We start from the raw sequence: 12795 nt of genomic DNA on the forward strand, positions 1-12795 counted from the left end.
CAACACAGCCGCCGCGAATTCCGGCAGCGCCCGTTGCGGCCCGGGGTGAAATGGTCCAGAAACGCCCAAGTAGCCCCTCGGGCCGCGTATTTGCAAGGCAGAGAGACCAGTCGCGGTGAAAGAATACCAAATTGGCATGCTGTGGATCGATGGCCCGCTGAGCTTTCTTGAGCAGCTTTGCATCAAGTCGTTTCTGGATGTGGGCCAACATGTCCGCCTGTATACCTATGGGCCGGTCACGAATGTCCCCGATGGGGTCGAAATGTGCGATGCACGCCAGATCCTGTCCGATGACGAAGTAATCCTGCACAAGCGCACGGGCAGCCCGGCTTTGCACTCGGACAAGTTCCGCGTTCAGATGCTGGCGCAGGAGCAGGACATAATCTGGGCCGATACCGACGCCTATTGCGTCAAGCCGTTCACCACCGAGAACGGGCACCTTCACGGCTGGCTGGCCCCGCATGAGATCAACGGTGGCGTGCTAGCGCTGCCCCAGGACAGCCCCACCCTTTTCGACTTGATCGACTATACCAATGACCCGTACCGGATCCCGCATTGGTTTCCGCCGAAAATACGTGTGCCGTTGATTCAGGATGCCATGGCCGGGAACCGCAAACATGCCAGCGAGATGCCCTGGGGGGTCTGGGGGCCGCGCGCTCTGACCTGGCTGCTGAAGCAGAATAACGAGGCCCGGTTTTCCCAGCCGCAGGATGTTCTGTACCCGGTAACCTACAAGGATCGCCGGTCGATGGTGCGCGAAGGCGGCAATGCGCAGCGTTTCCTGACCGAAAACACTATGTCGATCCATTTCTATGGCCGGCGTGTCCGGGCGTTTATTCGGCACCGGTACGCCGGCATCCCGCACCCCGACAGCATGATCGGGCAACTGGTTGCAAAACACGGCATCGACCCGCATGCCGCCCCGTTGCAGACGCCGGTCGCGGACGGCGATCAGGTGGAAAACGCCGAAGGCTGAGACCCTGCCGCGTCTGCGGGCTTGCCAATGCGGTCTCATGCGCCTATACGCCTGCGGTGGCCTTGTAGCCACGAGAATCAAAACCAAGAAATGCCGTGTTTGGCCCATCACGCTTCGGGGTCATATCCGGCTTAGGAGAAGCGACATGAAACTGAACGAATTGCGCGACAATCCCGGCGCCAACCCCAAACGCACCCGCGTTGGCCGTGGCCCCGGTTCCGGCAAAGGTAAGATGGGTGGCCGTGGTATCAAAGGTCAGAAATCCCGTTCGGGTGTGGCCATCAACGGCTATGAAGGCGGCCAGATGCCGCTGTATCAGCGCCTGCCCAAGCGTGGCTTCAACAAGCCGAACCGCAAGGAATTCGCCGTTATCAACCTGGGCCTGATCCAGAAATTCGTCGACGCCGGCAAGCTGGACGTCAAGGCAGCGATCACCGAGGACGCACTGGTCGCCTCCGGTCTGGTCCGTCGCAAGCTGGACGGTATCCGCGTTCTGGCCAAGGGCGAAATCAGCGCCAAGGTGAACCTGGAAGTGACAGGTGCTTCGAAAGCTGCCGTAGAGGCAGTTGAAAAAGCGGGCGGTTCACTGACGGTCACAAAAGCTGCTGCGGCAGAGTAAGCGCTTGTGAGCGGGCCAAGACCCGCTTACATAGACCTCAGAGTTTTCCAAGACGCCGTCCGAGCCGGAAAACGGTTCCGGGCGGCGTTTCCATAAGAGAGACCGATTTATGGTATCAGCAGCAGAACAAATGGCAGCCAACACAAGCTGGGCTGCCCTTGGCAAAGCCACCGATCTGCGCAACCGCATCCTGTTCACGCTGGGTCTGCTGATCGTCTATCGTCTGGGCACCTTCATTCCGGTGCCGGGGATCGACGGGCAGGCACTGCGCGAGTTCATGGAGCAGGCGGGGCAGGGCATCGGCGGCATGGTTTCGATGTTCACCGGCGGGGCGCTGGGACGGATGGGTATCTTTGCCCTCGGCATCATGCCCTACATCTCGGCCTCGATCATCGTGCAGCTGCTGACATCCATGGTTCCCGCGCTTGAGCAGCTCAAGAAAGAGGGTGAGCAGGGGCGCAAGAAGATCAACCAGTACACTCGGTTCGGTACCGTGGCTCTGGCCACTGTTCAGGCCTATGGTCTGGCCGTTTCACTGGAATCGGGCGATCTGGCGACTGATCCGGGCATGTTCTTCCGCCTGTCGACCATGATTACTCTGGTTGGCGGCACCATGTTCCTGATGTGGCTGGGTGAACAGATCACCGCGCGCGGCATCGGCAACGGTATTTCCCTGATTATCTTCGTCGGTATCATTGCCGAGGTTCCGGCCGCGCTGGCGCAGTTCTTTGCCTCGGGCCGTTCGGGCGCCATCAGCCCCGCCGTGATCATCGGTGTGATCGTGATGGTCATCGCGGTAATTACCTTCGTGGTCTTCATGGAACGCGCACTGCGCAAGATCCACATTCAGTACCCGCGCCGTCAGGCCGGTATGAAGATTTACGAAGGCGGCTCCAGCCACCTGCCGGTCAAGGTCAACCCCGCAGGCGTGATCCCGGCGATCTTTGCCAGCTCGCTGCTGCTGCTGCCGGTGACGATCTCGACCTTCTCGTCGGGCGCGACCAACGGTCCGGTCATGTCGTGGCTGCTGGCCAACTTTGGCCCCGGACAGCCGCTCTATCTGCTGTTCTTCGCGTCGATGATCGTGTTCTTTGCATATTTCTATACGTTCAACGTCTCGTTCAAGCCGGATGATGTGGCGGACAACCTGAAAAAGCAGAACGGTTTCGTTCCCGGCATCCGTCCGGGCAAGAAAACCGCCGAATACCTGGAATACGTGGTCAACCGCGTGCTGGTTCTGGGTGCGGCCTATCTGGCGGCGGTCTGTCTGTTGCCTGAAATCCTCCGGGGCCAGTTTGCCATCCCGTTCTATTTCGGCGGCACTTCGGTTCTGATTATCGTCTCTGTGACCATGGACACGATCCAACAGGTTCAGAGCCACCTGCTGGCGCATCAATACGAAGGGCTGATCGAAAAGTCCCAATTGCGCGGCAAGGGTAAGAAACGCGGCAGGAAGGGACCCGCTCGTCGATGAACATCATTCTTCTCGGCCCCCCGGGGGCAGGTAAAGGGACGCAGGCGCGCCACCTGGTCGAAACACGCGGCATGATCCAGCTGAGTACCGGCGACATGCTGCGCGAGGCCAAGACATCGGGCACGGAAATGGGCCAGAAGGTTGCGGCGATCATGGATGCGGGCAAGCTGGTTACCGACGAGATCGTGATCGGCCTGATCGAAGAGAAACTGACGACCCAGAAAGGCGCAGGTTTCATCTTTGACGGCTTTCCGCGCACCCTGGCGCAGGCCGACGCACTGGCGGCGCTGCTGACCAAGGTGGGCCAGTCCCTGCACACGGTGATCGAAATGCGTGTCGATGACGACGCGCTGGTGGATCGCATCACCGCACGCTCGACTTGTGCTGGATGCGGAGAGGTCTATAACGACAAGACCAAGCCGATCCCGACGGATGGCAAATGCACCAATTGCGGCAAGGAAAATGACTTCGTGCGCCGCGCGGATGACAACGAAGACAGCCTGCGCACGCGTCTGATGGAATACTACAAGAAGACCTCGCCGCTGATCGGCTATTACTACGCCAAGGGCGATCTGCGTCCGGTGAACGGGCTGGCGGATATCGGTGAAGTGACCGCCTCGATCGAAGCAATTCTGGGCTGACTTGAGGTTGGGGCTTGACGGCCCCAGCAAAAGCCCATATCGACCCACATCCCTATGGGAATCACTACCGCGTGCGGGATTCGTCCCCTGCGCCCCGACTACCTCGTACAAATGCTGGGCCCTCTGGCGTCACTGCCACGGTCAGGTGTTGTGAAAAAAGGTTCCGGAGCTACGGAACCGCAACAAAAAGGAAAGTGACACGTGGCACGTATTGCCGGCGTAAACATCCCGACTGCAAAGCGGGTACCTATCGCCCTCACATATATCACCGGTATCGGAAACACTTCGGCCAAAGCGATCTGCGAAGCCGTAGGCATTGAAGCGCATCGTCGCGTCAACGAACTGTCCGACGCCGAAGTTCTGGCCATCCGCGAGCACATCGACGCGAACTTCACCGTCGAAGGTGACCTGCGTCGTGAAGTTCAGATGAACGTCAAGCGCCTGATGGACCTGGGCTGCTACCGCGGTCTGCGTCACCGCCGCAACCTGCCGGTTCGCGGTCAGCGTACCCACACCAATGCCCGTACCCGCAAAGGCCCCGCAAAGGCCATTGCCGGTAAGAAGAAATAAGGGAGGGTCTGACTGATGGCACGTGACAAGACTCGCGTTAAGCGCAAAGAGCGCAAGAACATCGCATCGGGCGTCGCCCATGTGAACTCGACCTTCAACAACACCAAGATCCTGATCTCGGACGTACAGGGCAACGCCATCTCGTGGTCGTCTGCCGGTACCATGGGCTTCAAGGGATCGCGGAAATCGACGCCCTACGCCGCTCAGATGGCTGCGGAAGATGCAGGCAAAAAGGCGCAGGAACATGGCGTCAAGACGCTGGAAGTCGAAGTTCAGGGCCCCGGATCGGGTCGTGAATCGGCTCTGCGCGCGCTGGCTGCAGTGGGCTTCAACATCACGTCGATCCGCGACGTGACGCCGATCGCTCACAACGGTTGCCGCCCGCCGAAGCGCCGCCGCGTCTAAGCGAATTTGAATTGAGCTGGGGCCAGTGTTTCTGCACGGCCCCAGCACGTCATTTTGAACCTCGGGCGTCTGCACCTTGTTGGTCATGGGGCGCGGACAGGAATGGAGGGATTACATGATCCACAAGAATTGGGCAGAATTGATCAAGCCGACCCAGCTTGACGGCAAGCCGGGCAACGACCCTGCACGTCAGGCAACCCTGGTTGCGGAACCGCTGGAGCGTGGCTTTGGTCTGACCCTGGGCAACGCGCTGCGCCGCGTTCTGATGAGCTCGCTGCAAGGCGCGGCCATCACCAGCGTTCAGATCGACAACGTCCTGCACGAGTTCTCCTCGGTCGCGGGCGTTCGTGAAGATGTCACCGACATCATCCTGAACCTCAAGCAGGTCGCCTTGCGCATGGAAGTCGAAGGCCCCAAGCGCCTGTCGATCAATGCCAAAGGCCCCGCTGTCGTCACCGCAGGTGACGTCAGCGAAAGCGCCGGCATCGAAGTTCTGAACCGCGATCACGTCATCTGCCACCTTGACGATGGCGCTGACCTGTTCATGGAACTGACCGTCAACACCGGCAAGGGCTATGTCTCGGCTGAGAAGAACAAGCCAGAAGATGCGCCTATCGGCCTGATCCCGATCGACGCGATCTATTCGCCGGTCAAAAAGGTTGCCTATGACGTTCAGCCGACCCGCGAAGGTCAGGTTCTGGACTATGACAAGCTGACCCTGAAGATCGAAACCGATGGTTCGATCACGCCGGAAGACGCGCTGGCCTTTGCCGCACGCATCCTGCAGGACCAGCTGTCGATCTTCGTGAACTTCGACGAGCCCGAAGCGGCTGGCCGCCAGGACGAAGACGATGGTCTGGAGTTCAACCCCCTGCTGCTGAAGAAAGTGGACGAGCTGGAACTGTCGGTCCGTTCGGCAAACTGCCTGAAGAACGACAACATCGTCTATATCGGCGACCTGATCCAGAAAACCGAAGCCGAGATGCTGCGCACCCCGAACTTCGGCCGCAAGTCGCTGAACGAGATCAAGGAAGTGCTGTCCGGTATGGGTCTGCACCTCGGCATGGATGTCGAGGACTGGCCGCCCGACAACATCGAAGATCTGGCCAAGAAATTCGAAGACGCGTTCTAAGCGCGTCTTCCCAAATGCCCGGAGTTCCGGGGACAATATGGGCACTTCCGCCCCAAGGAGAGCCGGTGACACGCATCGCCGGCCAGACAAAGCAAAACGCGAAAGAAGGAACTAGAAAATGCGTCACGCACGTGGTTACCGCCGCCTGAACCGTACTCATGAGCACCGCAAGGCTCTGTTTGCGAACATGGCTGGCTCGCTCATCGAACATGAGCAGATCAAAACAACTCTGCCCAAGGCAAAAGAACTGCGCCCGGTCATCGAAAAGCTGATCACCCTGGGCAAGCGCGGCGACCTGCACGCCCGTCGTCAGGCCGCTTCGCAGCTGAAGGAAGACAAGGACGTCGCCAAGCTGTTCGAAGTTCTGGGTCCCCGCTATGCCGAGCGTCAGGGCGGTTATGTCCGCATCCTGAAGGCGGGTTTCCGCTATGGCGACATGGCCCCGATGGCGATCATCGAATTCGTTGATCGCGACGTCGACGCCAAAGGCGCGGCTGACAAGGCCCGCGTTGCCGCCGAAGAGGCCGCAGACGAAGAATAAGAAAGCCCGGCTTTCTGAATTTGACCCCCGCGTCCCGGACGCGGGGGTTTTTTGTTGAAAACGAAAGTTGGCCGCGGTGGTTTTAGTCGCCTTCCGCTTTGTGAATGTTGTCTTCCGACGCTCCGGCGGACAGATTAGCGTCGGAAAAGGCGCGGGTTTCCGGCAGTTCCAGATGTAAGGCCGATGTGTGGTCAATTTCTACCCGCCCGCCAGCCAGAGTGTAGTCCAGCACATGCCCTCCGGTACTACGGTCCTCGGAAATGAAATGCAGGTGATAACCGGGAACTCCGATCCCCACGGCATAGTCGGGGCACCGAAACCCAAGAATTGTACCGACCGCATCGTCCAGTTCAAACTCGGCTTGCGTTTTCACGACTTCCAGCAATGGCTTGTAGGGGCGGTCCTGCCGCAAGACATTCCGATACTTGATATGCTTGATCTGACCCGTGAAACAAACGGCATAGAACAGGTTCTTCTCTGCCGCCAGCGCGTCCAATTGCGACTCAAAGCCCTGTTTGCCGGTTTCGGCACTGAGTTCAAAGGATACCGTCGGCCGAAAGTTGATGACTGCCGCATAAGGGGTCAAATCGGTATCGCTTGCTCCATTGGCTTTGCCTTCACCGTCCAGCCGGTAGGCAACCCCATTTAGAACGATCATCTCGCCGTCCAATGCGTTGAACGTGCCCAGCCCAAAGTCGCCATGCTCAAGCAGTTCTCCAATTGAAAGGGTGCCGTCATAGACGCCCTGCATGATCGCGCTGAGCAGTGAGGCCTGGTAATATTCGTGTGCATTGCCGTCAGCGTTCAAATGTCCGGCCTGCTGGTGGCTGGCGACTGCAGTTGCAAAGGTCAATTCCCGGTCCTGATGCATGAGATGCTCTCCCTCGGGTTCAATGGCTTTGTGGTCAATAAGGGGCATCCTACGCGATTGAGCCCGGGTAGGGTACTGCGCGGGCGGCGTGATCTCTTGCAATCTGGTCCGCAGCCCCGCATATCCATCTGGCAAAATAGACGGAGGGGCGTTTAATGCTGCGGATCCTGTTTTCCCTGTTGTTATTGACGGGCGCAGCCAGCGCGGATACCCGCGTGCCGACATCGCAGACCGAAATCAGCCTTGGTTTTGCGCCTGTGGTCAAAGAAGCATCTCCGGCGGTGGTCAATATCTATGCCAAGATCGTGCGACAGGGGCGCGCCAATCCGTTTTTCTCGGACCCGTTCTTTCAGGACTTTTTCGGCCGGGGATTTAATGAACCCCGCCAAAGGGTGCAGAATTCGCTGGGGTCCGGCGTGATCCTGTCCGAAAACGGCTATATGGTCTCGAATTACCATGTGGTCGGCACCGCCACTGAAATTCGCGTGGTGACAACCGACCGCCGCGAATACTCCGCCCGGGTTGTTCTGGGCGACAAGGAAAGCGACATTGCCATTCTGCGGCTGGAAGGGGCCAGCGACCTGCCCTATCTGCAGCTGCGCGATTCCGATCATGTTGAGGTGGGCGAACTGGCGCTGGCCATCGGCAATCCGTTCGGGGTGGGGCAGACGGTGTCATCCGGCATCATCTCCGGGCTGGCGCGGTCCGGGACGGCCACCGGCAATGCGCGGGGATATTTCATTCAGACCGACGCGGCGATCAATCCCGGCAATTCGGGCGGGGCGCTGATCGATGTGAATGGCGATCTGATCGGGATCAACACCTCGATCCTGACCCGTTCGGGCGGGTCGAACGGTATCGGCTTTGCCATTCCCGCCAATCTGGTGGCCGAGTTCCTGCGCCAGGCTCAGGATGGCAATGACAGTTTCGTCAGCCCCTGGGCCGGGATGGCCGGCCAGCACATGAGCGCGGATATCGCCGAGTCGCTGGGTCTGGTGATTCCGCTGGGCGTTGTGATTTCGGACCTGCACCCGCTCAGCCCGCTGGCCGATGCCGGGCTGCGTGTGGGCGACGTCGTGACCCATGTCGACGGGGATGAGGTCAACTCTCCGGCCGAGATGAAATTCCGCATGTCTGTGGCAGGGGTCGGCGGCAGTTCGGTGGTGACCCGGCTGCGCGGGGGCGAGCGGTCGGACGTCACCGTCGCGCTTGTCAGGGCCCCGGAAACACCGGCGGCCGAGAAAACAACGCTGGACGACCGGACCGTGATGCCGGGCCTGACGGTATCGCGCGTCAACCCGGCGGTGATTGCGAAAATGGGGCTGTTGCTGTCGCAGACAGGCGTCGTCGTGGTGGATGCCGGACCCTATGGCGGCCGTTCGGGGCTGCGTGCCGGGGATGTGGTCAACAGCATCAACGGCAGACAGGTTGAGCGGCCCGACGATGTTGTTGAGGCCCTCACCGAGCCAGGGCGCAGAGTAAACCTGAATATCCTCAGAGGCGGGCGGTCCGTGTCCCTGCGGTTCCGGCTGTGACAAGGTGAGCGACCTGTTCGACACCGGGGCGGCTGAGCCCGCAGCACCAGCGCATCGCCCGCTGGCAGACCGGTTGCGGCCGCAATCGCTGTCTGAGGTGATCGGTCAGGAACAGGTCCTGGGTCCGGATGCACCGCTGGGGGTTATGCTGGCCTCGGGCAGCCTGTCCAGCCTTGTGTTCTGGGGACCGCCGGGGGTGGGGAAAACCACCATCGCGCGGCTGCTGGCGCAGGAAACCGACCTGCATTTCGTTCAGATCAGCGCGATCTTTACCGGCGTGCCGGATCTGAAGAAAGTGTTCGAGGCGGCCAAGATCCGGCGTCAGAACGGGCAGGGCACGCTGCTGTTCGTCGACGAAATTCACCGGTTCAACAAGGCCCAGCAGGATGGGTTCCTGCCGCATATGGAGGACGGAACGATCCTGCTGGTCGGGGCCACAACGGAAAATCCGTCCTTTGAACTGAATGCTGCTGTGCTGAGCCGCGCCCAGGTGCTGGTGCTGGAACGGCTCGACCTGAGCGACCTTGAGCGGCTGACCCATCGGGCCGAAAAGGAACTGGACCGCGCACTGCCGCTGACAGGCGCGGCGCGCGAGGCGCTTCAGGAAATGGCCGATGGCGACGGGCGGGCGCTGTTGAATCTGATCGAACAGATCGCGGCGTGGAAGGTCGATGCGCCGCTGGACCTCGATGCTCTGTCGACGCGTCTGATGCGCCGCGCGGCGAAATACGACAAGTCGGGGGATGAGCATTACAATCTGATCTCGGCCTTGCACAAGTCCGTGCGCGGCTCCGATCCCGATGCGGCACTCTATTGGTTTGCGCGGATGCTGACGGGGGGCGAAGACCCCCGCTATCTGGCACGGCGGATCACGCGGATGGCGGTTGAAGATATCGGGCTGGCCGATCCGCAGGCTCAGGCGATCTGTCTGCAATCCTGGCAAACTTATGAACGGCTGGGTTCCCCCGAGGGCGAATTGGCGCTGGCGCAGGCGCTGGTCTATCTGGCGCTGGCCCCGAAATCGAACGGGGCTTACATGGGCTTCAAAGCGGCGATGCGCCTGGCCAAACAATCGGGCAGCGAACCGCCGCCCAAACATATTCTCAACGCGCCGACTTCTCTCATGAAAGATCAGGGGTATGGGGCGGGCTATGCCTATGACCATGATGCCGAGGACGGGTTTTCGGGCCAGAACTATTTCCCTGACGGCATGAAGCGGCCCGATCTGTACCAGCCCGTCGAACGCGGGTTCGAGCGTGAGCTGAAAAAGCGGCTGGAGTATTTCGCCCGGCTGCGGTCCCAGCGAAACGGCTGAGTTCCGCAGCGTCAGAGGCGACAGGCGGCACTTTTCAGGTTTCCCTTGGAGCACAGCAGCCGAGGGAGGAAACGCATGACCGTGTCAATCGACAAGACCGAGGATGTCTGGACCATCATCCACGACCGGCCAGAAGCCCGCAACGCGGTGGATACCGAGCATGCCGAAGCGCTGGCCGCGGCGTTTCTGGAGTTCGAGCGCAGCCCGGCCAAAGCGGCGGTGTTCTGGGGAAAAGGTGGCAATTTCTGCGCCGGATGGGATCTGAAACTGGCCGCGACTCTGTCAGACCCGGAATTGCGCGAGCCCTATCTGGAGCGGCTCGCCTTCCCAATCGGTGCAGCCCCGTCAACCCTTGCCCCGATGGGGCCGTCGCGGCTGGAGCTGTCCAAACCGGTGATTGGCGCGATCGAAGGTGCCGCCGTCGCCGGCGGAATGGAGCTGGCCCTGTGGTGCGACATCCGGGTCATGGCTGAAACCGCCCATCTGGGTGTCTATTGCCGGCGCTGGGGCATCACGTTGATGGATGGTGGCACGGTGCGCCTGCCGCGCCTGGTCGGCCAGGGCAAAGCGCTGGAGATCGCTCTGACCGGACGCAAGGTCGAAGCCGAAGAGTGTTATCGCATTGGTCTGGCCGAAAAGGTCGTGCCTCCCGGTGACGCCCGCGTGGCGGCTGAGGCGATGGCGCATGAGATCGCCCGCTTTCCGCAAGAGGCGGTGCGCGCCGATCGCCGTTCTATCATCGAAACACGCGGTATGTCGGTGCGCGATGCGCTGAAGGTCGAATGGGCGAACGGGCTGGATGCGATCCGTCGCGAGGGCACCGCCGGGGCGGGGCGTTTCCGTGACGGGGCCGGGCGGCACGGGGATTTTTCCGACATCTGACCGGGGGCTGTGCTGGCTTGACTCTTGCGCTGTGGCGCGCCACAGACGCGCATGTTTTCTTGGGCACTCACAGACACGCAAATCGCGCGGACAACCCGTGCGACGCAGGGGAAATCGGCATGAGCGGCGTACAGATGATCACCGTGGCGGAAGGTGACGGCGACCAGCGTCTGGATCGCTGGCTACGCCGTCTGTTTCCCCATGTCAGCCAGGGCCGCATCGAGAAGATGTGCCGCAAGGGTGAATTGCGTGTTGAAGGGGGTCGGGTAAAAGCCTCGACGCGGCTTGAGGCCGGTCAGGTGGTGCGGGTGCCGCCGCTGCCGGATGCCGATCACAAGCCTGTTGAGGTCAAACGGCGCATCTCGGATGCCGATGCCAAGATGATCCAGTCTTGCGTGATCTACCGCGACGATCATGTTCTGGCGCTTAACAAACCGCACGGCTTGCCGGTACAAGGCGGCAGCGGCCAGACCCGCCATGTGGACAGCCTGTCCGAAACGCTGCGGTTTGGCTATGACGAAAACCCCCGCCTTGTGCATCGTCTGGACAAGGATACTTCGGGCGTTCTGCTGATGGCCCGCACGCGCGAGGCGGCCAAAGGGCTGACCGCCGCATTCCGCCACCGCGACACGCGCAAGATCTACTGGGCGCTGGTGGCCGGGGTACCGACGCCTTATCTGGGCGAGATCAAGACCGGGCTGGTCAAGGCCCCCGGTCACGGCAAGCAGGGTGAGGGCGAAAAGATGGTCGCCGTGCATCTGAATGAGATTGACGACACACCCGGCGCCAAGCGGGCGCATACCCTGTATGCGACGCTCTACCGGGTGGCGGGTCGCGCCGCGTGGGTAGCGATGGAGCCGATTACCGGCCGTACCCACCAGTTGCGGGCACATATGGCGGCCATCGGCCATCCGATTATCGGAGACGGCAAGTACGGCGGCTCGGGTCAGGAAAATCTTGGCGATGGCTGGGGCGCGCAACTGGGCGGGATCATCAGCAAGAAATTGCACCTGCACGCGCGGCAGGCCACGTTTGAACACCCGCTGACCCGCAAGACTGTGACCGTTACGGCGCCCTTGCCCGATCACATGAAACACAGCTGGGATACGTTTGGGTGGACCGAGGATCTGGCTGCCGATGATCCTTTTGAGGCCCTGCAATGAGCGCACCCTTGCGTCTGGTGCTGTTCGATGTCGATGGAACTCTGGTAGATAGTCAGGCCAGCATCGTCGCCGCCATGACCGCCAGTTTCGACGCGCTGATGCTGCCGGTTCCGGACCGTCAGGCGATCCTGTCGATTGTGGGCCTGTCTCTGCCCAACGCGATGGCGCAGCTGGCGCCCCGGCTGTCCGAGGCGGATCAGCATCGTCTGGTCGAGGGGTACAAACAGGCCTATCACGCGCAACGTCTGGATCAGGGGGCGGCGAACTCGCCGCTGTATCCTGGGGCAAGGGACGTGATCGAGGCGCTGCATGCCGTGCCAGAGGTGCTGTTGGGCGTGGCAACCGGCAAGTCCAAGCGCGGTCTGGACGCGTTGATCGAGGCGCACGGGCTGGATCACTACTTCGTCACGCGGCAGGTCGCGGATCACCACCCGTCGAAACCGCACCCTTCGATGATCGACACCGCGCGGGCGGAAACCGGGGTGGCCGCCGCCAGCACGGTCATGATCGGCGACACGCGGTTCGACATGGATATGGCCCGCGCCGCCGGAGTGGCGGGCATTGGCGTGACATGGGGCTATCACGACCGGTCGGCCCTGAGCGCGGCGGCCCACATAATCGAAACCTTTGACCAGTTGCCGCGCGCGCTGGAAGAAATCTGGGCCTGAAGA

14 protein-coding genes are annotated in these 12795 nt (G+C 61.1%); 13 read left to right on the top strand and 1 reads right to left on the bottom strand.

Annotated features, from left to right (window positions below):
• Positions 1–115 precede the first annotated feature (115 nt).
• The 8 genes from ACXAC3_RS05715 (at position 116) to rplQ (ending at position 6358) form a co-directional block, all read left to right on the top strand.
• Positions 116–976, top strand: coding sequence for a hypothetical protein (locus ACXAC3_RS05715; protein WP_475157805.1), 861 nt, complete (start codon positions 116–118; stop codon positions 974–976).
• A 145-nt stretch (positions 977–1121) separates the two neighbouring features.
• On the top strand, positions 1122–1595 hold the full coding sequence (rplO, locus tag ACXAC3_RS05720; protein WP_475157806.1) for a 50S ribosomal protein L15: 474 nt from the start codon (positions 1122–1124) through the stop codon (positions 1593–1595).
• A 109-nt stretch (positions 1596–1704) separates the two neighbouring features.
• The gene (gene secY / locus ACXAC3_RS05725; RefSeq protein ID WP_475157807.1) at positions 1705–3069 is read left to right on the top strand and encodes a preprotein translocase subunit SecY; all 1365 of its coding nucleotides are present in this window, start codon (positions 1705–1707) and stop codon (positions 3067–3069) included.
• The gene (locus ACXAC3_RS05730) at positions 3066–3710 is read left to right on the top strand and encodes an adenylate kinase (protein ID WP_475157808.1); all 645 of its coding nucleotides are present in this window, start codon (positions 3066–3068) and stop codon (positions 3708–3710) included. The genes secY and ACXAC3_RS05730 overlap by 4 nt, the downstream gene beginning before the upstream one ends.
• Positions 3711–3911: 201 nt before the next feature.
• Complete coding sequence (gene rpsM / locus ACXAC3_RS05735) at positions 3912–4280, top strand: 30S ribosomal protein S13 (protein WP_008757392.1); 369 nt, start codon at positions 3912–3914, stop codon at positions 4278–4280.
• Between the two features lie 15 nt (positions 4281–4295).
• On the top strand, positions 4296–4685 hold the full coding sequence (gene rpsK / locus ACXAC3_RS05740) for a 30S ribosomal protein S11 (protein ID WP_008757289.1): 390 nt from the start codon (positions 4296–4298) through the stop codon (positions 4683–4685).
• Positions 4686–4800: 115 nt separating this feature from the next.
• On the top strand, positions 4801–5817 hold the full coding sequence (locus ACXAC3_RS05745; protein WP_475157809.1) for a DNA-directed RNA polymerase subunit alpha: 1017 nt from the start codon (positions 4801–4803) through the stop codon (positions 5815–5817).
• Between the two features lie 118 nt (positions 5818–5935).
• On the top strand, positions 5936–6358 hold the full coding sequence (gene rplQ, locus ACXAC3_RS05750) for a 50S ribosomal protein L17 (RefSeq protein WP_475157810.1): 423 nt from the start codon (positions 5936–5938) through the stop codon (positions 6356–6358).
• An 82-nt stretch (positions 6359–6440) separates the two neighbouring features.
• Here the strand turns inward: rplQ and budA are convergent, their stop codons facing one another.
• Positions 6441–7229 carry an acetolactate decarboxylase gene (gene budA / locus ACXAC3_RS05755; RefSeq protein ID WP_475157811.1) on the bottom strand — a complete coding sequence of 263 codons (789 nt, stop codon included), beginning with the start codon at positions 7227–7229 and terminating at the stop codon, positions 6441–6443.
• 155 nt (positions 7230–7384) lie between these two features.
• On the opposite strand from budA, the gene ACXAC3_RS05760 reads away from it, so the two are divergent.
• From ACXAC3_RS05760 to ACXAC3_RS05780, 5 genes are all read left to right on the top strand, one after another.
• Positions 7385–8764, top strand: coding sequence for a trypsin-like peptidase domain-containing protein (locus tag ACXAC3_RS05760; protein WP_475157812.1), 1380 nt, complete (start codon positions 7385–7387; stop codon positions 8762–8764).
• A gap of 4 nt (positions 8765–8768) precedes the next feature.
• Positions 8769–10079, top strand: a complete 1311-nt coding sequence (locus ACXAC3_RS05765; protein ID WP_475157813.1) for a replication-associated recombination protein A — start codon at positions 8769–8771, stop codon at positions 10077–10079.
• A 75-nt stretch (positions 10080–10154) separates the two neighbouring features.
• On the top strand, positions 10155–10961 hold the full coding sequence (locus ACXAC3_RS05770) for a crotonase/enoyl-CoA hydratase family protein (protein WP_475157814.1): 807 nt from the start codon (positions 10155–10157) through the stop codon (positions 10959–10961).
• A gap of 119 nt (positions 10962–11080) precedes the next feature.
• Positions 11081–12124, top strand: a complete 1044-nt coding sequence (locus tag ACXAC3_RS05775) for an RluA family pseudouridine synthase (RefSeq protein ID WP_475157815.1) — start codon at positions 11081–11083, stop codon at positions 12122–12124.
• On the top strand, positions 12121–12792 hold the full coding sequence (locus ACXAC3_RS05780) for an HAD-IA family hydrolase (RefSeq protein ID WP_475157816.1): 672 nt from the start codon (positions 12121–12123) through the stop codon (positions 12790–12792). Before ACXAC3_RS05775 ends, ACXAC3_RS05780 begins: the two co-directional genes overlap by 4 nt.
• Positions 12793–12795 lie beyond the last annotated feature (3 nt).

Source organism: Ruegeria sp. ABV4_181 (genome assembly GCF_056158465.1).

Excerpts from the sequence above, each read along its gene's own strand:
- rplO (WP_475157806.1), top strand. The coding sequence starts at position 1,122 with ATGAAACTGAACGAATTGCGCGACAATCCCGGCGCCAACCCCAAACGC.
- secY (WP_475157807.1), top strand. The coding sequence starts at position 1,705 with ATGGTATCAGCAGCAGAACAAATGGCAGCCAACACAAGCTGGGCTGCC.
- ACXAC3_RS05730 (WP_475157808.1), top strand. The coding sequence starts at position 3,066 with ATGAACATCATTCTTCTCGGCCCCCCGGGGGCAGGTAAAGGGACGCAG.
- rpsK (WP_008757289.1), top strand. The coding sequence starts at position 4,296 with ATGGCACGTGACAAGACTCGCGTTAAGCGCAAAGAGCGCAAGAACATC.
- ACXAC3_RS05745 (WP_475157809.1), top strand. The coding sequence starts at position 4,801 with ATGATCCACAAGAATTGGGCAGAATTGATCAAGCCGACCCAGCTTGAC.
- rplQ (WP_475157810.1), top strand. The coding sequence starts at position 5,936 with ATGCGTCACGCACGTGGTTACCGCCGCCTGAACCGTACTCATGAGCAC.
- budA (WP_475157811.1), bottom strand. The coding sequence starts at position 7,229 with ATGCATCAGGACCGGGAATTGACCTTTGCAACTGCAGTCGCCAGCCAC.
- ACXAC3_RS05760 (WP_475157812.1), top strand. The coding sequence starts at position 7,385 with ATGCTGCGGATCCTGTTTTCCCTGTTGTTATTGACGGGCGCAGCCAGC.
- ACXAC3_RS05770 (WP_475157814.1), top strand. The coding sequence starts at position 10,155 with ATGACCGTGTCAATCGACAAGACCGAGGATGTCTGGACCATCATCCAC.
- ACXAC3_RS05775 (WP_475157815.1), top strand. The coding sequence starts at position 11,081 with ATGAGCGGCGTACAGATGATCACCGTGGCGGAAGGTGACGGCGACCAG.
- ACXAC3_RS05780 (WP_475157816.1), top strand. The coding sequence starts at position 12,121 with ATGAGCGCACCCTTGCGTCTGGTGCTGTTCGATGTCGATGGAACTCTG.